This is a genomic window from Flavobacterium sp. ENC, from assembly GCF_020991415.1.
GTDB lineage: Bacteria > Bacteroidota > Bacteroidia > Flavobacteriales > Flavobacteriaceae > Flavobacterium.
This window is the reverse complement of record NZ_JAJMOY010000004.1, coordinates 348,232-371,174: the sequence shown is the minus strand read 5'-3', so window position 1 is coordinate 371,174 and position 22,943 is coordinate 348,232. Positions and strand designations below refer to the sequence as shown.

The following is a 22,943-nucleotide window of genomic DNA, read 5'->3' as shown; positions in this document are numbered from 1 at the left end:
TAAAATTAAAATATCAATCTTAAATAAATAATAAAATATAGTACATTTGAAATGCGTTATTACTTTTTAATCAAAAATTACGTTTATGTTAAAAGCTAAAAACTTATTTATTGCCGCTCTTTTTTTTACACCTCAATTCTTTTTCGCCCAATATACCGATGTCATCAACTCCAACCGTCCCGGTGAAACAATGTCGGCTTTTGCTGTCGGAAAGTCTGTTATTCAGGCAGAAATTGGAATTTACGGAATAAAAGAAAAGCATGATTTATTAAATTATAATGCAAATGGATTTGGTACAGATTTAACATTCAGATATGGTGCCTTTCTCGAAAAACTTGAATTTGTGCTGGATTTACAATATCAGATGGAAAATTTTGATACTCCGTACACCAATTATAAAAAAAATAATTTCAGGCAAACTGTTTTAGGAGCTAAATATTTAATTTATGATCCTTTTAAAAACTACGAAAAGACAAAAAACATTTACAGTTATAAAGCTAATCACAGATTTGACTGGCATCAATTAGTACCGGCAATCTCTGTTTTTGCAGGAGCCAATTTTGTTGGCAAAAACAACCCTTACTCTTTTTCTCCGGAGTCCAGCATTTCCCCAAAAATAGCCTTAATCACTCAAAATCAATTTGGAGGCGGAAAATGGGTTTTTGTGACCAATATTATTGCCGACTATATTTCGACAGATTACCCAAGTTATGGTTATGTACTAACTTTAACCCACGGTTTTAATAGCAAATGGTCCGGTTTTGTTGAAAACCAGGGCTATAAAAGTGATTTTTACAGTGATGCCATCGTTCGTGGCGGAGCTGCTTACCTGATTAACCCCAATTTACAGGTTGATGCATCTGTCAGCAGTAATTTTAAGGGCACGCCATCTATACTTTACGGAGGAGTTGGTGTTTCATGGCGTTATGACACCAAGTACAAGGAAACACAAATGGAATTCAAGAAACAATCCCGAAAAGACAAGAAAAAAGACCCTAAAGATCCGGAAGGTGTAAAAAACAAAAAGGAAACCGATTATCAGGAACAGGAAAGAAAACGTAAATCCAAGTACGAATAATAATAACCAAATCTCGCAGAGATATTTTACAATACGATTTAATGATTACAATTAAAGAAGCCAAAACAAAAAAAGAATTAACCGCATATATCAAATTTCCTTTTTCATTATACAAAGACAATCCGTATTGGGTTCCGCCCATAATTGCAGATGAATTGGAGGCATTTGATAAAACCAAAAATCCTGCTTTTGAGAATGCTGAGGCCTATTTTTACCTGGCTTATAAAGACAATGAAATTGTGGGCAGGATAACCGCTATCATCAATTGGTCTGAAGTAAATAATCAGCACAAAAGGAAAGTTCGTTTCGGATGGTTTGATGTTATTGATGATATTGAAGTGACAAAAGCTTTGCTGGAAAAAGTTTACGAACTTGGAAAACAAAATAATCTGGAGCACGTTGAAGGGCCAATGGGTTTTTCGAACCTGGATAAAGTTGGCGTCCTTACAGAAGGTTATGATCAGATGGGAACGATGATTACGTGGTATAACAACCCGTATTATGTAACTCATTTTGAACAATTAGGCTTTCAGGTAGAGAAAGAATATATCGAAAGTATCTTTCCGTTTTCGAATGTGAAACCGGAATTTTTCCTGAAAGCGCAGGAATTAATCAAAAAAAGATACGGTTTACGATCCTTAACATTCACGAAAACAAAAGACATTATGCCCCATGTGGACAAAATGTTTGATTTGTTTAACGAATCGTATGCAAAACTAGCTTCATTTGTAGCTATTTCGGATGTTCAGAAAGAATATTTCAAAAAGAAATACATCAGTTTCATCAATCCTGAATACATTAAATTTGTGGTTGATAAAGACGATAATCTGGTTGCTTTTAGTATTGTGATGCCTAGTTTTTCCGAGGCTTTGCAGAAAGCAAAGGGAAAATTATTTCCGTTTGGATTTATTCATTTATTAAGAGCCCGAAAAAAGAGTAAAGACGTCGTTTTTTACTTAATCGGAGTTCATCCGGATTACCAAAATAAAGGGGTTACGGCTATTATTTTTGATGAATATTTTAAAACTTTTTCAGAAAAAGGAATCCAGAATTGCATCAGGACTCCGGAGTTGGCCGAAAACACAGCGATTCATTTGCTTTGGAAAAATTTTGATCCAAAAATTCACTGTCAAAGAAAAACATATTTAAAATACCTGTGAAAAAGTGATCAGTAGTCAGTCTCAGTCTCAGTTGACATAACGTAAACTGAAAACTGAGACTGAAAACTGAGACTGAGACTGAGACTTGAGACTGAGACTGAGACTGCAAAAAAAAACTCCATTCATATAAACGAATGGAGCTTTTTTTTTTATACTCTAAAGCTGATTACTCTACTTTACAATCCACTTTTGAAAGCACCACTTTTGGGTCAAACTTTAATTTTGTTTTATCCTTAAAACTTACCTTATTATTGGCATCGACGATATCTCCGAAACCTTCTATAAAAGTGTTTTCTCTTTGAAGAAAGGCAACTTCTCTCACAGACGAAACTCCTTCTGACATAAAGGTGTAATCTGCAATCAGGGTATCTCCTTTCATATTTCCGATAATCGTTCCTTCATTTTTATCTTTCCCGTATAAAGCATAACTCAGTTTTCCATTAACTTCCTGGTGTGAGTTTACATTAAAACTTAATTCAACAGTACTGTTGTTTGCAGTCGAAAGATAACACTGATCTCCTGAAGGTTCTGTAATTTCAGCCTCTTTTGGCGGGTTCGGTGCTATCTGAACCGGTTCAGGGGCTTTTTTACAGGAAGTAAAACAAGCCAAAGTGATTATCGTTAATGCGAGTAGTTTTTTCATAATATTTTGTTTTTAGAATTAGTATTGGAGTATAAATTTAATTATAAATAAAAAAAAATCCATTCTTTATCAGAATGGATTTTTTTACATAATTCCCACTACGGAAATTTATTTTTAGAATATTAAGCGTCTAAATCAACTTTAGTTCTGCTTGCAATTTCTTTATAGGTTCCGTTTTCCAGTTTCTCACGAATCGCTTCGAAAGCCACTAATGTCTCATCAATATCAGACAAAGTGTGTGAAGTTGTCGGGATCATTCTCAACAAAATAATTCCTTTTGGAATCACCGGATAAATTACGATCGAAAGGAAAATACCGTAGTTTTCTCTTAAATCATTTACCATTACCATAGCTTCAGGAACACTTCCTTCCAGGTATACCGGCGTTACACAAGTATTGGTATCCCCAATATTGAAATTTCTGGAACGTAAACCATTTTGCAATGCATTTACATTTTCCCAAAGTTTATCTTTCAATTCCGGGTGATTACGCAACAATTCCAAACGTTTCAAAGAACCAATAGTCTGAATCATTGGTAATGCTTTTGCAAACATCTGAGAACGTAAATTGTATTTTAAATAATCAATAATATCCTTATCTGCAGCGATAAAAGCTCCAATATTAGCCATCGATTTTGCAAAAGTCGAGAAATAAACATCAATCTGATCCTGAACTCCCTGCTCCTCACCTGCTCCGGCTCCTGTTTTACCAAGTGTACCAAAACCATGTGCGTCATCTACCAGTAAACGGAAATTGTATTTTTCTTTTAAGGCAACAATTTCTTTTAATTTACCTTGTTGTCCTCGCATTCCGAAAACACCTTCCGTAATAAATAAAATCCCACCACCTGTTTCCGTAGCCATTTTAGTAGCACGCTGCAGGTTTTTCTCCATGCTCTCCAGATCATTGTGTTTATACGTAAAACGTTTTCCCATATGCAAACGTACACCATCAATGATACAGGCATGAGAATCTACATCATATACAATAATGTCATTTTTGGTTACTAAGGCATCAATGGTAGATACCATTCCCTGATAACCAAAATTCAATAAATAAGCGGATTCTTTCATGACGAAAGCAGCCAGTTCATTTTCTAATTGTTCGTGATATTTTGTATGACCTGACATCATACGGGCACCCATTGGGTAAGCAGCACCAAACTCCTTAGCAGCATCAATATCTGCCTGACGTACTTCCGGATGATTGGCCAGACCTAAATAGTCATTTATACTCCAGTTCAAAATATTTTTTCCGCCAAATTGCATTCTCGGACCAAGTTCTCCTTCTAATTTAGGGAATACAAAATACCCTTCAGCTTGCGAAGCCCATTTTCCTAATGGCCCTTTATTGTTTTGAATTCTTTCGAATAAATCTTTTACCATAATATAATGATGTAATAATTTTAATTTTAAACAGCGTGCAAAAATAAATATTTATTCGATGTTATCATAATAATTTAAAAATGAATCGGATTCAAAAGCACTATTTGTTAAAGTTTTCTAAACAAATACTTAAAACTAAACTAAAAAACTTACAAAAAATAAATATTCTCTAAGGTGTTCTCTAATTTATACCTGTTATAAATTCTTCTTAAAGGGCCGTAATTGTTTATTTTTCACTAATTTTAAATGCTTTTTTAAAAAGAAATATCATAAATCATAACACCTTTATATAATGGCTTTAAGCACCTCAAAAGATTTAAAATTAGCCGTTCTTATTGATGCCGATAACGTACCTTACAGTAATGTTAAAGGTATGATGGAAGAAATAACCAAATTTGGCACACCCACAACCAAGCGTATTTATGCAGACTGGACCAAACCAAATTCCAACGGATGGAAAGGTGTTCTTCTGGAACATGCCATTACTCCTATTCAGCAATACAGCTATACAGTTGGTAAAAACTCTTCAGATTCCGCACTTATAATTGATGCAATGGATTTACTGTATTCAGGAAAACTGGATGGTTTTTGCATTGTTTCAAGTGACAGCGATTTTACCCGCTTGGCCATTCGATTAAGAGAATCCGGAATGAAAGTAATTGGCATTGGAGAAAAGAAAACCCCCAACTCTTTTATTGTGGCCTGCGACCGTTTTATTTACATTGAAGTTTTAGACGGGGCCATTCAGAAAAAGAAAACCAAAGTGGCGGCCGATGTTAAAAAACCGGTTGAAAAACCTGCCGAAAAAGCCTTACACAAAATTGACAAACAGACGATTGAACTTATTGAAGCCACCATTGAAGATATCGAAGATGATGACGGCTGGGCATTTTTAGGCGATGTCGGAAATCTTATTGTAAAGAAAAAACCTGAATTTGACCCTAGAAATTACGGCTTTACCAAACTGACACCCATGCTGAAATCGCTAACCGATATTCTTGAAATTGACGAAAGAGAATCGGATAAAAAAGGCATTAAACACGTTTACGTTCGTTTAAGATTCAACTAATTATACATTTATTACCTCTTTAATTTTTTAAAAAACATGAGAAAAAAATTCTTCATTTACGGATTCTTATTGTTTCTTGTTGTTGCCGCAGTCTATTATTATTCGGGACGTGGTTTTTTACTTGTAATTATTTTACCTATATTATTAGTTGTTGGAGTGTATAATGCCCTTCAGACGAAACATGCCATTTTAAGAAACTTCCCTGTCTTGGGTTATTTCAGGTATCTGTTTGAAATGATCGCACCGGAAATTCAGCAATATTTCATTGAAAGAGCTACTGATGGAAAGCCATTTTCCAGAAACCAGCGCTCTATGGTTTACCAAAGAGCCAAAAACATAGATTCCAGTACGCCTTTCGGAACACAGCAAAACTTAAATCAGGACAGTTACGAAGGAATCAAACATTCTATATTTCCGGCGAAAGTTAATGAAGAATTACCACGTGTTTTAGTGGGCGGAAAAGATTGCAAACAACCATATTCAGCTTCTCTGTTTAATGTTTCGGCCATGAGTTTTGGTTCGCTAAGTGAAAACGCAGTGCGCGCCATTAATTTAGGTGCCAAAAAAGGAAATTTTTACCAGAATACCGGAGAAGGCGGCTTAACTGAATTTCACCTTGCCGGTGGTGGTGATATTACCTGGCAAATTGGGACGGGCTATTTCGGATGCAGGGACGCTGAAGGGAATTTCAGCCCTGAGAAATTCTCGGAAAAAGCCAATCTTCCGAACGTTAAGATGATTGAAATTAAATTGTCGCAAGGTGCAAAACCCGGACACGGAGGTGTGCTTCCGGCTGCTAAAAATACCGAACAAATTGCTAAAATAAGAGGAGTTGAACCGCATACGATGATTCTTTCCCCTCCGGGGCATCATGCTTTTTCAGACAGTAAAGGACTGATTCGTTTTATTGCACAGTTGCGTCAGCTATCGAATGGCAAACCAGTCGGATTTAAATTATGTATTGGAAACACTGCTGAATTTGAAGCCATTTGCCATGAGATGATTGCAGAGGATACCTACCCTGATTTCATTACCGTTGATGGTGCTGAAGGTGGTACGGGAGCAGCGCCCTTAGAATTTGCCGATGGTGTCGGAATGCCTTTTGAACCGGCTTTGATATTCGTAAACAAAACCCTGATCGGCTTAAATATCCGCGATAAAATACGTATTATAGGAAGTGGAAAAATCCTTTCGGGCTATTCTATTTTACATGCTGTTGCTTTGGGGGCAGATATGTGCAATAGTGCACGTGGATTTATGTTTTCTTTAGGCTGTATTCAGGCATTACGTTGTCATAATAATGAATGTCCGACCGGAGTGGCAACCCAAAACAAAATGCTGATGAAAGGACTGGTAGTCACTGACAAATCAGACCGTGTGTATCATTTTCATAAAAATACGCTGCATGCGGCTAACGAACTTTTGGCCGCAGCGGGCAAAAACAGCTTTGCCGATGTCGATATTAATATCTTTATGCGCGGGGATGAGTTTAGTAATTTATCCGACTCGTACTTCCCGGATAGCTTAACAAATATTACCAAATAACAAAAAAAGCCTCTTTGATTAATTCAAAGGGGCTTTTTAACTAATTCAACTTCAAAAATTACAATTTTGCAGTTACCTTTTCTTTAGAGTCCCCTGCATTTTCTAAAAGTGCCAATTCTTCTTTATCAACTATCTGCTGAGCAAGAATAGCATTATTATAAGCTAAGAAATAAACATCAAACTTTACTCCCTCATCAATTAATGCCTTGGAAATCTGATCGTTTTTAATCATTTCTTTCAGCAAATCAGGAAATGATTCCTTGTATGTCAGTTTATTGGTATCGTTCTCTTCTAAATTGGTTTCAATTCTAATTTCAATTTTATTGTCATTTAGAAATGCTTTTGCCGTTGTACCGGTAATACCGCGGCCTGTGATTGATGAAGAATTATTATAAGTACTTACATGCTCCTGAATTTTTTGCTTGGTATTTTTACAACTTACCAATAGCAGCACGAGAATAAAAGCAAATGCGATTTGAGTAATTTTTTTCATAAATATTTAGGTTTTAGGTTATTTTTTAACTCAAACATAATGAACTTTTTAAACAAATACAACTTCATCAAGCAAAAATAAAAACTGTAATTATTTGACTACAAATTAATTATGCAAAATAAAACAATACACACACAATAAAATCAAACCGAAGTTTTCTCCTTAGTACTTTAGAGAAAACTATTCGCAATCAGTCAAACGTGAGTTTTTTTTTAGATCTTAATTTTACAAAAATTCTGCTATAGATTCCTTATTTAGTACTTCTTTCACAAGAACAGTATTGTCATTTGCCAAAAAATAAGCATCAAACTGAACACCTTCTTCAACGAGTTCTTTGGGAATCTGGTTTTTATGAATCATTTCCTTCAGTAGTTTGGGAAACTCGGTACTTGCTTTTACTTTATTAGCCTCTTTTTGTTCTAAACCAGTCTCAAATCGCAATTCAATTTTATCATCATTAATATAGCCTCTGGCAGTAGTAAGCGTCACATCATCAGCTTTAAAACTGGCCGCCGTACTATTGTAAGTTATCACATATTCCTGAAGTTTTTGTTTGGTGTTTTTACAACTTATTATCACTATTGCCATAATGACAATTAATAAAATCTGAACTATTTTTTTAATCATGATATAAAATTTAAAGTTTTTAGTTTTTTTGTTTTTGAAGTCTTAAAAGCGCTTCCAGATAATAATAGTCGGCATAATTAATGGAACAGTCAATTTCACTTCCGGCCGGTTTATGACCAGTTGAATGCAATAAAAAAGCCGAATTCACTTCCTGACTCTGATAATGCTCTGAAAGTGAAATAATCATTTTTCTTGACTTCGTTTCGTATTCCTTTTTAAGCGTTTTATCTTTAGTGTACGAACTCAATTCAATAAGCGCAGAAGATACAATAGCCGCTGCCGAAGCATCTTTGGGTTCATTTGGAATTCCGGAAGCGTTAAAATCCCAATATGGAATTAAATCTTCCGTCGTCAGTTTATCTAAATAGACGCGCGCCAGTTTATGGGCAAATTCCAGAAATTTCGGGTCTTTGGTTTCCCGGTACACCATCGTAAATCCATAAATCGCCCACGCCTGGCCTCTGGCCCACATACTATCATCACTGAAGCCCTGTGCCGTCATTCCTTTTATTTTTTTGCCGGTTTCATAATCATAAACCAAAACATGATACGAGGTATGATCCGGTCTGAAATGGTTCTTCATTGTCGTTTCGGCATGTTTTACCGCAATGTTGTATAATTTTTTACTGCCGCCATTTTTAGAGGCCCAAAAAAGCAATTCCAGATTCATCATATTATCGATAATCGTATTATGCCCACCGTATTTATTATGCGGCCATGAAAGAATGGTTCCCACTTTCGGATTGAAAAGGGGTGCCAGGGTATCGGCCGTTTTAAGGATGATTTCTTTGTATGCTGCATTTTTAGTCAGGCGGTAACCGTTTCCGAAACTATTGAAAACCTGGAAACCTAAATCATGGTCATTTGCTTTGCTTACGGATAAAGGAATCAGAAAACGACTAAATTTATCGGCTTGCATTTCCCATTTTTTATCTCCTGTAGCTTCATATAAATACCACAATTCCCCTGGCCAGAAACCGCTTGTCCAGTCTTTATAGTCCACCAATTTCCATTCTTTGCTTCCTGTCGGAATACTTCTCGGGGAGGTTCCGTTATCCGGAATCATTTCTAATGTTTTTGAAGCCTGCCCTGCACAATACTCCAACTGCTTTTTTATATCAAATGATTTGGTTTCCTTTTTTTGCTGTGCATAACCTATTGACACACAAATCAGAAGTAATGAAAGTAGAGAAACAAATTTAAGGTTGAGATTCATAGTAGTGGTTTTTGAAAGCTAAATTTATAAAATTAGAAAACAACTGAAGCATATTTATCTGTTGCAAGGACCATATCTGTACTATTTTCTACCCTTTTTATATCTTTGCTTAACGGAACACAACAAAACTCCATTCAATCGTGCACTTGAAAAAACCAAGAATTTATTACGGTCTAGCATTTTTTTTAGTAATCGGTCTCGGAATTCTTTCCAGGAAGATTGCCTTTATTCCGTTATGTATTGGAGATTTACTTTATGCGGTAATGATCTATGTACTGGTGCGAATACTATTCATCAACAAAAAAACACTTCAGATTATACTTATTTCTTTGGTAATCTGTTATAGTATTGAATTCTTTCAGCTCTGTCAGGACAGCCGGATTATTGCAGTCCGGAAAACACTTTTTGGAAAATATGTACTGGGGCAGGGATTTTTATGGAGCGATATTCTTGCTTACACCTGTGGAGTTGCCATTGCCTTTATAATCGAAAAAATTATCTTAAAATATTATAATTATGAATCTGGTTTTCGCATCAAACAATAAAAACAAAATTAAGGAAATACAAAGCATACTTCCTGAAACCATAAAAATTTTAAGCCTTGAAGAAATTGGCTGTTTTGAAGATATTCCGGAAACTGCCGCGACTATTGAAGAAAATGCAATCCTGAAGGCTGATTATGTGACTCAAAAATACGGTTACGATTGTTTTGCCGATGATACCGGACTTGAAGTTGCTGCTTTAAATGGTGAACCGGGCGTATATTCAGCACGCTATGCAGGAGAACAGCGCGATGCGAACGATAACATGAACAAACTTTTAGACGCTTTATCAGACCAATCCGATCGCAGCGCCCAGTTCAAGACCGTTATTGCCCTAAATTTAAATGGAGGACAGCATCTTTTTACCGGAATTGCCAAAGGAAACATTACTTTGCATAAAACGGGAAATCACGGTTTTGGATACGACCCTATTTTTCAGCCTGAAAGTTATACGGAAACTTTTGCCGAATTGTCGTCTGAAATTAAAAATAAAATCAGTCATCGTGCAAAAGCAACTCAGCAACTGATTGATTTCCTGAACCCCACAAAATAATTGTTTTAAATACAACATTTTAAACGCTAATTTTTAGATTTCACGACGTATTTTTTTTGATTTTTCTGCATTTTCTTATCAAAATCATTTCACGATAAAGATAACTTTTTGATAATCAAATCATAACAAATACATAAATCTTAAAATTGCATTAGTTTATCTGAATAATTAACAGTAATTTTGCACCCTATTTTAAAAATACATATGAATAAATTTGAACAATTAGGATTGAATGAATCGTTACTGAAGGCGATTTTAGATCTAGGATTTGAAAATCCGTCAGAGGTACAGGAAAAGGCGATTCCCCTATTATTGGAAAAAGACACAGATATGGTTGCGTTGGCTCAGACAGGGACAGGGAAAACGGCAGCTTTCGGTTTTCCGCTAATTCAAAAAATTGATGCTGACAACAGGAATACACAAGCATTAGTTTTATCGCCAACACGAGAACTTTGTTTACAGATTACCAACGAACTTAAAAACTACTCAAAATACGAGAAAGGTATTAATGTGGTAGCAGTTTACGGCGGGGCTAGTATTACAGAGCAAGCTAGGGACATTAAGAGAGGAGCACAAATTATTGTAGCTACTCCGGGGAGAATGCAGGACATGATCAACAGAGGATTGGTTAACATTAAAAATATAGATTACTGTATTTTGGATGAGGCTGACGAAATGCTGAACATGGGATTCTATGAGGATATCGTATCTATTTTATCTGATACTCCGGACGAAAAAAGTACATGGTTGTTCTCTGCAACTATGCCACAAGAGGTTGCCAGAATTGCAAAACAATTTATGAGCGACCCGGTTGAAATTACTGTTGGAGCTAAGAACTCAGGTTCTGCAACAGTTTCTCACGAATTTTACTTAGTAAATGCACGTGACCGTTACGAAGCCCTTAAACGTTTAGCCGATGCTAACCCTGATATTTTCTCTGTGGTTTTCTGTCGTACTAAAAGAGACACACAGGCTGTAGCTGAAAAATTAATTGAAGATGGATACAGCGCTGCTGCTTTGCACGGAGATTTATCTCAGGCACAACGTGATGGTGTTATGAAATCTTTCCGTGGAAGACAAATTCAGATGCTTGTTGCAACTGACGTTGCTGCACGTGGTATTGACGTTGATAATATTACGCACGTAGTAAATTACCAGTTACCTGACGAAATTGAAACCTACAATCACCGTTCAGGACGTACAGGTAGAGCCGGAAAATTAGGAACTTCTATCGTAATCGTTACGAAAAGTGAGTTGCGTAAAATTTCTTCTATCGAAAGAATCATCAAACAAAAATTCGAAGAAAAAACAATTCCATCAGGAATCGAAATCTGCGAAATTCAATTGCTGCACTTAGCTACCAAAATTAAAGATACTGAAGTAGATCACGAAATTGACAACTATCTTCCAGCAATCAATAACGTTCTTGAAGGTTTATCGAAAGAAGAACTAATCAAGAAAATGGTATCTGTAGAATTTAACCGTTTTATTGCTTACTACAAAAAGAACAGAGATATTTCATCTCAATCAGGAGAAAGACGCGAAAGAAGCGATTCTGCTGAACCAAGAGAATTCAATAATAACGGAGCAGTTCGTTATTTTGTAAACATTGGTTCAAGAGACAACTTCGACTGGATGTCGCTTAAAGATTATTTGAAAGAAACATTAGACTTAGGTCGTGATGACGTTTTCAAAGTAGATGTAAAAGAAGGATTCTCTTTCTTTAACACTGATCCTGAACACACTGAAAAAGTAATGGAAGTATTAAACAACGTACAATTAGAAGGACGTCGTATTAATGTTGAAATTTCTAAAAATGATGGTGGCGGAAGACGTGACCACAACGGACGCAGCGGCGGAGGCGGTGGACGTAGTTCTGCTCCAAGACGTGAAGGAAGTTTTGCTCCAAGACGTGAAGGTTCTGGTGGCGGTGGTTTCAGAAGCGACAGAAATGCTGCTCCAAGAGAAGGCGGTTTCAGAAGTGACAGAAATTCATCTGCTCCAAAAAGAGAAGGTGGTTTCAGAAGCTCGGCTCCAAGAAGTGAAGGTGGTTCTGAAAGAGCTCCAAGACGTTCTGAAAGCTTTGGTGATGCACCAAGACCAAGAAGACCAAGAAGAGACTAATACGTCAATTCGCTTACATACAAAATCCCAAATTCCAGATATACCTGGAATTTGGGATTTTTTTTTATACTTCGAATACCTGAATTGTTTTTTTTACTTTAAAATAATTTAATTTAAATCTCTACTATCCCATTTTAGTTAAATACCAAAAGTAACACTTCATGCTTTGTTAATTTTCTGATAATTATATTCGGAGACTGCGAAATATTTAATCCTGATTTACTACTTTTAGTGCTTTAAATCAGGATATGAAATATTTCGCAGTTTTCTTTTTTACATTATTATCTACCATTGGTTTTGCACAGGACACTCCGTCTGCAATTCCGCAAAGAGTTTCGGGCTATATTATTAATGACAACAGCAAACAGCCGCTTTCGGGTGTAAATGTTATCAATACCAATAAAGTACGGGGCGCGAAATCTGATGAAAAAGGATATTTTGAAATCGATGTACAGGTAAATGATACGTTACACTTCTCCATTTTGGGATTTCAGTCTCTTAGAATCAGGGTTACCAATGACTGGATCAAAAACAAAGTGACCCGAATTCAGCTTACTGAAAAAGCAATTGCACTGGAAGAAGTGGTGATTGCTCCTTTTAACCTGACCGGTTATCTTGAAGTAGATTCCAAATTAATTCCAACGAGAGAAAACTATCGTTATAGTATTTCCGGCCTTACGCAAGGGTATGAAGCAGGAGAATATTCTCCAAATGCTTTTGGAAAAGTACTGGGTTCCATATTCAATCCGGCGGATATGCTTTATAATTTCTTTGGAAAAAACGGAAAAGAACTCAAGAAGCTCAAGGAAATGAAGAAAGACGATACCGTTCGAAATCTTTTAGAATCCAAATACGATCGTGAAACGGTTGCTGTATTATTAGGCATCAGTAAAGATGAAATCCCTGAAATTATGCACCGCTGTAACTATTCGGATGCTTTTATCCAAACTGCCAACGACCTCCAGATTATGGATGCCATAAGCGGATGCTACGAACAATATAAAGTATTAAAACGAAATTAATATATTTCCCTAGAAATCAATCCTCAATTCTCTAATTGGGGATTTTTTATTTTAAATCCCCTTGATAAGTAACTCAAAATAAAAAATATGAATGCAATACTTTTTCAAACAATTGACTGGAGTCAGGTTGCAAAAACAGAACATAAAGGGGAAACCGGAAAAGCATTTTGGCAGACGATACAATCCGGAGGCTTACGAATTAGAAAAGTCACTTATTCTGAAAATTATATTGCCGATCACTGGTGCCAGAAAGGACATATCGTGCATTGTCTTGAAGGGGAATTCATTAGCGAATTAGAGAATGGCCAGCAATTCAAACTCACCAAAGGAATGAGCTATATCGTTTCTGATGATGTAAGTTCACATCGCTCTATAACTGCCAACGGAGTTGAGTTATTAATAATTGATGGAGATTTTCTGAAATAATATTCGAAGCAAATTAAAATATTGTGTGTACATTTACTCTATATACAATAAAAACAATTAATATTAAAAGATATGGCAAAGAGTCAGGACGCAAAAAAGACAGTTAAGAAAGAACCTCTTAAAACTGCAAAAGAAAAAAAAGAAGAAAAGAGAGAGAAGAAAAATTCTCCTAAAAGAGATTAATTTAGTATTCAGTCGCAGTCACAGTTTTCGTTGCAAACAACTGAAAACTGCGACTGCAAACTGAGACTATATTATTTCACCGGAATATTCGAAAGAATTTCCAGTACAAATTTCCAGTATTTCTGCGCTGATGAAATACTTGCTCTTTCATCAGGAGAGTGTGCTCCGTGAATGGTCGGACCAAAAGAAATCATATCCATCTCCGGATAATTTGTTCCCAGGATTCCACATTCCAAACCAGCGTGACAAGCCACTACTTTTGGTTTTTCGTTGTTTTGTTTTTCGTAAATTTCCTTTAAGACTTCTAAAATTTCAGAATTTACATTTGGCGTCCATCCCGGGTAGGAACCTGAAAGTTCCACTTCACATCCCACTAATTCAAAAGCGGAACGCAATGCGTTTGCCAAATCAAATTTTGAAGTTTCTACAGAAGAACGCGTCAGGCATCCAATTAAAATTTCACCCTCTTTCACGATAACACGTGCAATATTGTTTGAAGTTTCAACTAAATCGTCCATATCGGCACTCATTCTGTAAACACCGTTGTGTGCTGCGTAAATTGCTCTGATAATCCCTTCCTGAACACCTAAATCCATTACTTTCTCCGGTAAATCGCATTTGACGATTTCGATAGAAAGATTTGGTTCTGTTGTTTTATATTCCGCTTTGATATCGTTGATGATTTCCTGCATATCAAAAATATAAGCTTCATCAAACATTTCAGAAATAATCACTTTTGCTACACTTTCCCTTGGAATTGCATTTCTTAAACTTCCACCGTTGATCTCCACTACCTGCAAACCGAAGTTTTCAAAAGCATCAAACAACAAACGGTTCATAATTTTATTGGCATTCCCCAGACCTTTATTGATATCCATCCCCGAATGACCTCCATTTAGCCCTTTTACGGTAATAATATGCCCAACAGAGCCTTCCGGAACTTCTTCTTCATGATACGTTCTTGTAGCCGTCACATCAATTCCTCCCGCACAGCCAATATCAATTTCATCATCTTCTTCTGTATCCAGATTCAGCAAAATTTGCCCCTGAAGAATTCCGCCTTTTAAATTTAAAGCTCCTGTCATTCCGGTTTCTTCATCTATGGTAAACAAAGCTTCAATAGCAGGATGCGGAATATCTTTGCTTTCCAGAATAGCCATTATAGTAGCAACCCCTAAACCATTGTCGGCACCAAGTGTAGTACCTCGCGCACGAACCCAGTCCCCATCCACATACATATCAATTCCCTGCGTATCGAAATCAAAAACAGTATCAGCGTTTTTTTGGTGCACCATATCCAGGTGTCCCTGCATGACAATCGCTTTACGGTTTTCCATTCCCGGAGTTGCCGGTTTTCTTATAATTACATTTCGGATTTCGTCTTCAAAAGTTTCTAAACCTAAGCTGTTTCCAAAGTTCTTCATGAACTCGATTACTCGTTCTTCTTTCTTTGACGGACGCGGAACGGCATTCAGATCGGCGAATTTATTCCATAGCGCTTTAGGTTCCAGATTTCTTATTTCCTGACTCATTATATTTTGTTTGAAGTTTAACAATTAAGAGCTCCAAAGTTACAAAGTTTAAATTCTTTTTCAGTGGTAATTCAGATTCATTTATATTTACGTATTCAAATTTTAAATCGTGAAAAGAAAATATATTTTACCTTTATTCCTTCTCGTACAGATTATCATCTTAAAAATCCTTCCATTTTTCCCGGAATTCACCGAACGCTTTTACAGCAACGGATTGTATGTGAAAATCTCTCATTTTTCAAGAATACTTTTGGGTAAAGTTCCCTTTTCAGTTGGCGATTGTATGTATGCTGTTTTGGTTTTATTTCTGCTTCGATGGCTCTGGAAAACGCGAAAAACCTGGAAATTACAATGGAAAGATCATGTATTAAAAATGCTAAGCTGTGTTTCTGTACTTTACTTTTTCTTCCATTTTCTATGGGCATTTAACTATTACCGTGAGCCGCTTTTTGAAAAAATGAAAATTCAAAGAGAATATACGGATGCAGAATTATTAGCTTTTACTAAAAAACTAATCGTTAAAACCAACGAAATTCATTTTGAGATCACAAAAAATGACAGTGCCAAAATCGTTTTTCCCTATTCGCAAGAAGCTGTTTTTAAGATGAATCTGAACGGATATAACAATCTGGCCAAAGAGCATCCTTATTTTAAATATGAAATCCCAAGCGTTAAAAAATCACTTTTTAGTGTACCACTGACTTATATGGGTTTTGCAGGTTACCTCAACCCGTTTACAAATGAAGCCCAGGTAAATTATTTACTGCCCATGTATACTTTTCCGCTGACAGCCAATCACGAAATGGCGCATCAAATGGGATTTGCCAGTGAAAATGAATGTAATTTTATTGGCGTGCTGGCTTCTGTTAAAAATGAAAATTTATATTACCAATATGCGGGTTACAGTTTTGCTTTACGTTATTGTCTGGGAATCTGGCATTTTAAAAATGAAAAGATTTTTAATCAGTTAAAGAAAACGGTGCATGTCGGAATATTAAAAAACTATCAGGAGAGCGAAGATTTCTGGATGCAGTATGATACTTTTATCGATAAAGCTTTTCATTTTCTTTATGATAATTTTTTAAAAACAAACAACCAGAAAGACGGAATGGAAAGTTATAGTAAATTTATTGATCTGATGGTGAATTATTACAAAAACAGGGAACTATAAAAGTTTGCCACTAATTTCACGAATTGGACGAATTTCCATGAAACAAAAAAGACGAATCTACTTTTTTGAACATTCTTAATAACTACAGTAGAGATTAAACCGTAATTCGGGAAAATTGGTGAAATTCGCGGCAAAAGAAAAAAATTAACAACCACTTGTAACAAAATAGATTTCAATACTACTAATACTTTATGAGCGATACTCTAGAACAGTCATTTGTTGCGCAATTGCAGGCAAATCAGAATATAATCCACAAGATTTGTAGATTGTATACTGCTGGCGAAGATGCTCATAAAGACCTGTTTCAGGAAATTACTATTCAATTATGGAAAGCGTATCCGAAATTCAGGGGCGACAGTAAATTCTCGACCTGGACGTATCGCGTTGCCTTAAACACAGCCATTACCTTATACCGAAAAACCAAAAGGACCATATCTACCGTAGATTATGAAAGTCATCAGCATTTTGTAAAAGATGTGGATTACAACTATGAAGAAGAAGAACAGATTAAACTGATGTATAAAGCCGTTTATCAGCTGAATGACATCGAAAAAGCGTTAGTTTTTATGTATTTAGAAGACAAAGATTATCAGGAAATAGCAGAAACCTTAGGAATAAGCGAAGTGAATGCACGAGTGAAAATGAACAGAATTAAAGGGAAACTTAAAAAAATACTAAATCCTTAAAAATTATTATGAAAGAACTGGATTTACTAAAAAAAGACTGGAAAAAGAATGCCGATTCTTTTCAACAAATTTCAGAAAATGAAATCTACAAAATGATTCATAAAAAATCATCTTCCATCGTGAAGTGGATTTTAATTATAAGCATTCTGGAGATTTTATTCTGGACGGTATCGAACCTCTTTTTCAGCACGGACGAAATGTTAATCAAGATAAAACATCCTGAAATGATTTTATATCTGGAAGTTTTAACATACTTCAATTATGTGGTAGTGCTGATTTTTGTCTATTTTTTCTACAAGAATTACAAAACGATTTCTACTATTGAATCTACCAAATTATTAATGAGCAGTATCCTCAAAACCCGAAAAACAGTTCAGTATTATGTCTGGTACAATTTAGGAATGGCTGTTATAAGTTCGATCATCAGTTTCTTCATTGCTTTTGTCTACAATCCGGACATGACCTATTTGAGGGAAAAAATAGCTACAAACGGCAAAGCGATGTTTGTTACCGGCGGAATCTTATTGCTGGTTACCTTAGCTTTTCTGGGCATGTTCTGGTGCTTTTACAGATTGTTGTACGGAACACTGTTACGCAGGTTGTACGCTAATTATAAGGAGCTGAAGAAAATTGATTTGTAGTTTTTTTGAGGTGCAAAGGTGCAAAGGCTCTGAGGGACAAAGGTTTTTTAACCTGAACTTGAAACCTGAAGCAATTTCAAAATCTAAAATCTAAAATCAGAAATCTAAAATTTAATAGTCCCATCTTCTCATTTGGTTCAGTTCTTCCTGAATTTTTAGTTCTTCTGCGGGGATAACTTTTAAAAATGACGGATGCTGTTCTATGGCAAATTCTACTTTTTCTACGATTTCATCAATGGTATCGTTGTCATAATCAATATCAAGAGGTTCTTTGATAATGAAAGATTGCAGGATACCTTTCTTTTTCATTCGCAATCCTTTTTTATCAAAGGAACGACGGAAGCCGTCAATTACAATTGGGATTACGATAGGTCTGTGCTGTTTTATAATGTGGGCCGTTCCTTTACGAACCGGTTTAAAGGATTTTGTAGTTCCCTGCGGGAATGTAATTACCCAGCCATCCTCAAGGGCTATTTTGATATTTTCCGTGTCATTTGGGTTTACATCACGTTTTTCGGTAACATCCACTCCTTTGGCACGCCAGGTTCTTTCTACGGTAATCGCTCCGACATACGCCAGGATTCTTGGCAGCAAACCGGCCTGCATGGTTTCTTTGGCGGCCACATAATACAAATTCATTTTGGGCTGCCACAAATAACCAATATTCTTAATCGTATCCTGACGACCTGATAAACTTGCATTAAAAACATGGAACATCGCTACAACATCAGCAAAATAGGTCTGATGGTTGGATATAAACAAAACATTCGTATCCGGCAACGTTTTGATGATTTCAGACCCTTCAATCTGTAAATCATTAAAACCTCTGTATCTTCGGTGCGTCATGGCTCCCAAAATTCGGATTAACCATTTCTTGATGAATAATATATGTCCGAAAGGATTTCGTTTAAACAATCCCATAGCTCTGTATCGTTATTTTTAGTTCAGTCGCAAACATACAAAAATAATTCATGTGGCAACACCCTTAAGTAATTTCTAAGACAAATGGTTATTGTAATGAATATCAAATTGTTAATTTATTGTTTCATGAATTTTCTTCAAAAGTCAATTTTAAAACATCTCTCAATTCACTTAATATCATCGCAGTGGCACCCCAAACAATATGATTTTGAATATTAAAGGCAGGAACCAAAATATTAGGCCCGTAAGAAGTTGACAATCTGGCCTCGATGATAATTTCGTCATTTAAAAAAACAGAAAGAGGCAATTCGATTACATCCGCCACTTCCCTTGCGTCCGGATAAAACAAAAGTTCTTCTGAAGAAATTCCCAAAAAAGGATGCACCAGAAAATTACTGGGCGGAATATACATGGGCGTAAACTGTTTGATTACTTCAATTTTCTCCGGAGCTACCCCCACTTCTTCCTGTGTTTCTCTCAGGGCAGTCTCTTCGTAACCTGAATCGCTACTTTCGTACTTTCCACCCGGGAAAGCAATTTGTGAAGAATGAACGCCATTGTAGGCATTCCGGACAATTAAAACCAGATGTGTTTTTTCGTTTTTGGGATACAACAGCATCATGACCGCTGCAATACGCGGATTTTCCGGTTTTAAATCAGGATCCTTCAAGGCTTCTATTCGTTCTTTCGGGGCCATTTTTATATGTGACGAAAGGGCCGGCAGTTCCACTGGAATTAAATTAGGAACATATTGCAAAAAATCCTGAAAATCCATAATCAAAGTTTATTTTTGTACTTTCAAATAAAATATAAATATAGTTTAGAAAAGGCGGTTCTCCAAGCTTTCTAAAATCAAAGCCATAAAAATGTACAGTAAAGCAGAATCACAAAAAATAAAAAGAGAGTTCTGGGTAGCTTTCGCCGAAAAATATCCACGCAAATGGGTGCTTTATGACACGAAGATTAAGGATTTCTCTTTTAAATTTTACGTAGACAATAAAAAAGCACAGGTTTTAATCGATATTGAACAGCGAAGCGATGAGAAACGAAATGCTTACTTTGAAAAACTGGAAGCCTTAAAAAATATTCTCGAGGAGGAATTTATTAAAGATTTGGTTTTCGAAAAAAATTATACACTGGAAAGCAGCAAAACCATCAGCCGTATCTGGACCGAAATACAAGGCGTAGGTTTTAGCAACCGCAATAACTGGGATACTATTTTTGATTTCTTTTTCGAAAAAATGAATGCTTTGGAGTTATTTTACCTGGAGTACGACGATTTTATTAAGGATATTGAGTAGGGAGCTTCTAAGGTTCTAAGTTACTGAGATACTAAGGTTTTTATATAACAAACCCGACAGGTTTTAAAAACCTGTCGGGTTTGTTATTATTAGATTTGTAACTTTTTACTTTTTAACTATTTTCTTTGTAACTACTCCTGATCCGGAAAAAAGTTTGACAAAATAAATTCCGGAAGCAAACTGAGACATGTCAATTTCAAGATTGTCTGTGCTTTGTACTTTAGCAGCATAAACTTCTTTTCCGTTTAAAGCATAAACGGCGATCTTGTTTGGTACCACTGCCCCGGAAAAGGACAAACTCACTTTTTCTGCTACAGGAACCGGATATACCTTAACCGCTGAAAGTTCTTTTTCAGGAGTCGGACCAACTCCTAATGATGATTTACCAAGATTGACTTTTACAATTACCGAAGATTTACCAGTGTTACCATTTACGGTTCCAATAGCGAACATATAATTATCTGAATCTGCTTTTGAATTTGCTTTTCGCCCGGCTGGTGAAGTTGTTTCTTCACCCAAAGCAACAAGATCTGTTATATTATCAATCACCTGCGGCATCTCAAAATCCTTAACAAATGTACCGTCAAGATTGATTGCCGTAACATCTGCATTTCCTTCCGTAATATAGATGACGTTTCCTACTTGTTCGATTTTTCTGTAGTCATGGTTGGTGCTGATTCCTATTGTATGTGCTTTTTGATTTTCAATAAATTGCAGATCCATTTCACCATCTTTTGAAAGCTTAACAATTTGATTCGGGACAGGAATTCCATTAAAATTTAAAAAATCTCCAGCCACAATAATTTCACCTGACTCCAGTATTTTAATTTTATTAATTGATGTATCAGGTCCTGAACCATTTATTTGAAAAGTCTCATCAACAGTATTATCAAGATTAAACCTCAAAAGATTATAATAGTATGGCGTTCCACTAAAGTCATTATGCATAGCGCCAAAAATAATTTTATTATCCTGAAGTTGGAATTTAAGCCCGGTAAACCAATAGTAGGCATCCGATTTTAAGCTATATCTTATTAATCCCCCATCTACTTTTGACATATACAATCCATTTTGGTCTGAAAACACAACATTTCCATCACCTAAAACTTTAAAATTCTCTACTGAAGTTAAGTATATATCACTAAAATCAAAGTCTTTCAAAACTTCTCCTTTATTATTCAGTTTTAAAAGTTTCTTTTGGGCACTTACAAAAATGGTTGTATTGTCTATAACCTGAAATTGTGTAATATCTCCAATATATTTTGGAAAAACAAATGATTCATCAACCGAACCATTCTCGTTTAACAAGGCAATTCCATAAGTCGCTACATCATTTACTTTCATAAAATCACCTTTGACTACTAATTTACCGTCAAAATATTCCCCTTTGTCAAAGCTTCCGTATTGACTTGGTTTTAATTCAGCAGAATCTAACGGATTACCATTTAGATCACAGGCAGATACACCATATTTATTTCCCGTATTACCTGAATTGTTATACAGAATTTTATCTCCTATAATACCCATTGTAAAAAACTGATCCCCATTATCATTCAATTTGCCATGCGAAAAACTTTGATTCAATGATCCATCCGGATTAAGTTTAGCGATATAACATTTAAATTCAGCAGGTTCATACATACCGAAATAGATATAAGAATCTTTTACTATAATGGTAGAAGCATGAAAACTATAATAATTAGTATTAAAAGTTTCATCGATTGTTCCATCAGAATTTAATCTGCACATATTATAGGTGGGCTGATCCAGCATCCTTAAAAAATGTCTTCCTATTAGCAATTTACCGTCTTCCTGAAGTGTCAAAGAAAACAGCTGTCCTTTTGTCCCTTCTCCCACATCAAATGTGGTATCAAGTACGCCATCAGAATTCAGTTTTACAAGACTGTTTTTTGTAATCCCATCTACAGCTGTAAATGTTCCGCCTACATACATACCCTCTGCAGATACTGCAACAACAGTTGTTGCTCCGTTAAAAGCCAGAGCATTATTGAAGGTTTCATCTAAGGAAAAATCGCTATTGAATCGGTTTACGTAACAACTTGTAAAATTGTAATACCCTATTGCACCGCCGGTAACCACTATTTTATCATCGGACTGAACAGCAATAGCGGTTGCATTAAAAACGTCGCTAATCTCTTTTATAATTCCACCATTTGCATCCAGCTGATACAAAGTAAAATAATCGGCAAGTCCTAAATTATCTTTGGTCGTTAAAACTATAATGTTGCCATTACTCTGAAATTTGACATCTTTAATTTCTAATTTCGGATCTCCGTTAAAAACAAAAGTTTCATCAAGCGAGTAATCTGCATTTACCCGGATCAGGTTCGTAACTTTTTTATCCTTATAAAACTGGATATGCCCTCCGAGTAAAATTTTACCATCCGGAAGTTCTTTTATAACCGTAATTTTTGCGGCCTTATAAGGTACCGGCTGGACGAAATCTTGATCGACAGTCTGAGCATGAGAGGATAAAATTGCGAAAACGATAAATAGTAGTAGTGAGTAAAGTTGCTTCATTCGCAATGTTTAGAGGTTAAATTGTACTTTTTTGTTTAATGATATTTTCAATTAAGCTATCAATTCAATTTTCTTTTTAAGTAA

Annotated in this window: 22 protein-coding genes; 13 read left to right on the top strand and 9 right to left on the bottom strand. The window is 35.7% G+C overall.

Features of this window, described 5'->3' with window-relative positions:
• Positions 1–85: 85 nt before the first annotated feature.
• Both LPB89_RS13100 and LPB89_RS13095 read left to right on the top strand, forming a co-directional pair.
• Positions 86–1,078 carry a transporter gene (locus LPB89_RS13100; RefSeq protein WP_230702227.1) on the top strand — a complete coding sequence of 331 codons (993 nt, stop codon included), beginning with the start codon at positions 86–88 and terminating at the stop codon, positions 1,076–1,078.
• A 41-nt stretch (positions 1,079–1,119) separates the two neighbouring features.
• The gene (locus LPB89_RS13095) at positions 1,120–2,238 is read left to right on the top strand and encodes a GNAT family N-acetyltransferase (protein ID WP_230702226.1); all 1,119 of its coding nucleotides are present in this window, start codon (positions 1,120–1,122) and stop codon (positions 2,236–2,238) included.
• 166 nt (positions 2,239–2,404) lie between these two features.
• Here the strand turns inward: LPB89_RS13095 and LPB89_RS13090 are convergent, their stop codons facing one another.
• On the bottom strand, positions 2,405–2,881 hold the full coding sequence (locus LPB89_RS13090; protein WP_230702225.1) for a hypothetical protein: 477 nt from the start codon (positions 2,879–2,881) through the stop codon (positions 2,405–2,407).
• Between the two features lie 122 nt (positions 2,882–3,003).
• Positions 3,004–4,266 carry a pyridoxal phosphate-dependent aminotransferase family protein gene (locus LPB89_RS13085; protein ID WP_230702224.1) on the bottom strand — a complete coding sequence of 421 codons (1,263 nt, stop codon included), beginning with the start codon at positions 4,264–4,266 and terminating at the stop codon, positions 3,004–3,006.
• Positions 4,267–4,558: 292 nt separating this feature from the next.
• Here LPB89_RS13085 and LPB89_RS13080 point away from each other — a divergent pair, with 292 nt between their 5' ends.
• Both LPB89_RS13080 and LPB89_RS13075 read left to right on the top strand, forming a co-directional pair.
• On the top strand, positions 4,559–5,335 hold the full coding sequence (locus LPB89_RS13080; RefSeq protein ID WP_230702223.1) for an NYN domain-containing protein: 777 nt from the start codon (positions 4,559–4,561) through the stop codon (positions 5,333–5,335).
• A gap of 36 nt (positions 5,336–5,371) precedes the next feature.
• Positions 5,372–6,880: an FMN-binding glutamate synthase family protein gene (locus tag LPB89_RS13075; RefSeq protein ID WP_230702222.1), complete on the top strand. Its 1,509-nt coding sequence runs from the start codon at positions 5,372–5,374 to the stop codon at positions 6,878–6,880.
• A gap of 58 nt (positions 6,881–6,938) precedes the next feature.
• On the opposite strand, the gene LPB89_RS13070 is transcribed toward LPB89_RS13075, so the two are convergent.
• From LPB89_RS13070 to LPB89_RS13060, 3 genes are all read right to left on the bottom strand, one after another.
• The gene (locus LPB89_RS13070) at positions 6,939–7,373 is read right to left on the bottom strand and encodes a hypothetical protein (RefSeq protein WP_230702221.1); all 435 of its coding nucleotides are present in this window, start codon (positions 7,371–7,373) and stop codon (positions 6,939–6,941) included.
• A gap of 225 nt (positions 7,374–7,598) precedes the next feature.
• Positions 7,599–8,000: a hypothetical protein gene (locus LPB89_RS13065; protein ID WP_230702220.1), complete on the bottom strand. Its 402-nt coding sequence runs from the start codon at positions 7,998–8,000 to the stop codon at positions 7,599–7,601.
• 19 nt (positions 8,001–8,019) lie between these two features.
• On the bottom strand, positions 8,020–9,216 hold the full coding sequence (locus LPB89_RS13060; RefSeq protein WP_230702219.1) for a glycoside hydrolase family 88 protein: 1,197 nt from the start codon (positions 9,214–9,216) through the stop codon (positions 8,020–8,022).
• A 140-nt stretch (positions 9,217–9,356) separates the two neighbouring features.
• Between LPB89_RS13060 and LPB89_RS13055 the strand changes: the two genes are divergently transcribed.
• The 5 genes from LPB89_RS13055 (at position 9,357) to LPB89_RS13035 (ending at position 13,883) form a co-directional block, all read left to right on the top strand.
• On the top strand, positions 9,357–9,761 hold the full coding sequence (locus tag LPB89_RS13055) for a DUF2809 domain-containing protein (RefSeq protein ID WP_230702218.1): 405 nt from the start codon (positions 9,357–9,359) through the stop codon (positions 9,759–9,761).
• Positions 9,733–10,311, top strand: coding sequence for a non-canonical purine NTP diphosphatase (locus LPB89_RS13050; RefSeq protein ID WP_230702217.1), 579 nt, complete (start codon positions 9,733–9,735; stop codon positions 10,309–10,311). Before LPB89_RS13055 ends, LPB89_RS13050 begins: the two co-directional genes overlap by 29 nt.
• 204 nt (positions 10,312–10,515) lie before the next feature.
• Positions 10,516–12,435 (top strand): DEAD/DEAH box helicase, encoded by a 1,920-nt coding sequence (locus tag LPB89_RS13045; protein ID WP_127337069.1) that lies wholly within the window; start codon positions 10,516–10,518, stop codon positions 12,433–12,435.
• A gap of 248 nt (positions 12,436–12,683) precedes the next feature.
• On the top strand, positions 12,684–13,457 hold the full coding sequence (locus tag LPB89_RS13040; protein WP_230702216.1) for a carboxypeptidase-like regulatory domain-containing protein: 774 nt from the start codon (positions 12,684–12,686) through the stop codon (positions 13,455–13,457).
• 87 nt (positions 13,458–13,544) lie between these two features.
• A complete protein-coding gene (locus LPB89_RS13035) occupies positions 13,545–13,883 on the top strand; it encodes a DHCW motif cupin fold protein (protein WP_230702215.1) in 339 nt (112 codons plus the stop codon).
• Positions 13,884–14,137: 254 nt separating this feature from the next.
• On the opposite strand, the gene LPB89_RS13030 is transcribed toward LPB89_RS13035, so the two are convergent.
• The gene (locus tag LPB89_RS13030; RefSeq protein ID WP_230702214.1) at positions 14,138–15,598 is read right to left on the bottom strand and encodes an aminoacyl-histidine dipeptidase; all 1,461 of its coding nucleotides are present in this window, start codon (positions 15,596–15,598) and stop codon (positions 14,138–14,140) included.
• A gap of 109 nt (positions 15,599–15,707) precedes the next feature.
• Between LPB89_RS13030 and LPB89_RS13025 the strand changes: the two genes are divergently transcribed.
• From LPB89_RS13025 to LPB89_RS13015, 3 genes are all read left to right on the top strand, one after another.
• Positions 15,708–16,769 carry a DUF3810 domain-containing protein gene (locus LPB89_RS13025; protein WP_230702213.1) on the top strand — a complete coding sequence of 354 codons (1,062 nt, stop codon included), beginning with the start codon at positions 15,708–15,710 and terminating at the stop codon, positions 16,767–16,769.
• Between the two features lie 191 nt (positions 16,770–16,960).
• Entirely contained in the window at positions 16,961–17,455 is a 495-nt protein-coding gene (locus LPB89_RS13020; protein ID WP_127337064.1) for an RNA polymerase sigma factor, read from the top strand.
• An 8-nt stretch (positions 17,456–17,463) separates the two neighbouring features.
• Positions 17,464–18,096: a hypothetical protein gene (locus LPB89_RS13015; RefSeq protein WP_230702212.1), complete on the top strand. Its 633-nt coding sequence runs from the start codon at positions 17,464–17,466 to the stop codon at positions 18,094–18,096.
• Between the two features lie 111 nt (positions 18,097–18,207).
• Here LPB89_RS13015 and LPB89_RS13010 read toward each other — a convergent pair whose 3' ends face one another.
• Both LPB89_RS13010 and LPB89_RS13005 read right to left on the bottom strand, forming a co-directional pair.
• Complete coding sequence (locus LPB89_RS13010; protein ID WP_230702211.1) at positions 18,208–19,017, bottom strand: 1-acyl-sn-glycerol-3-phosphate acyltransferase; 810 nt, start codon at positions 19,015–19,017, stop codon at positions 18,208–18,210.
• Between the two features lie 124 nt (positions 19,018–19,141).
• Positions 19,142–19,792 (bottom strand): CoA pyrophosphatase, encoded by a 651-nt coding sequence (locus LPB89_RS13005; protein ID WP_230702210.1) that lies wholly within the window; start codon positions 19,790–19,792, stop codon positions 19,142–19,144.
• Between the two features lie 91 nt (positions 19,793–19,883).
• Between LPB89_RS13005 and LPB89_RS13000 the strand changes: the two genes are divergently transcribed.
• Positions 19,884–20,318, top strand: a complete 435-nt coding sequence (locus LPB89_RS13000; protein ID WP_230702209.1) for a DUF4268 domain-containing protein — start codon at positions 19,884–19,886, stop codon at positions 20,316–20,318.
• A 105-nt stretch (positions 20,319–20,423) separates the two neighbouring features.
• On the opposite strand, the gene LPB89_RS12995 is transcribed toward LPB89_RS13000, so the two are convergent.
• A complete protein-coding gene (locus LPB89_RS12995) occupies positions 20,424–22,859 on the bottom strand; it encodes a T9SS type A sorting domain-containing protein (protein ID WP_230702208.1) in 2,436 nt (811 codons plus the stop codon).
• Positions 22,860–22,943 lie beyond the last annotated feature (84 nt).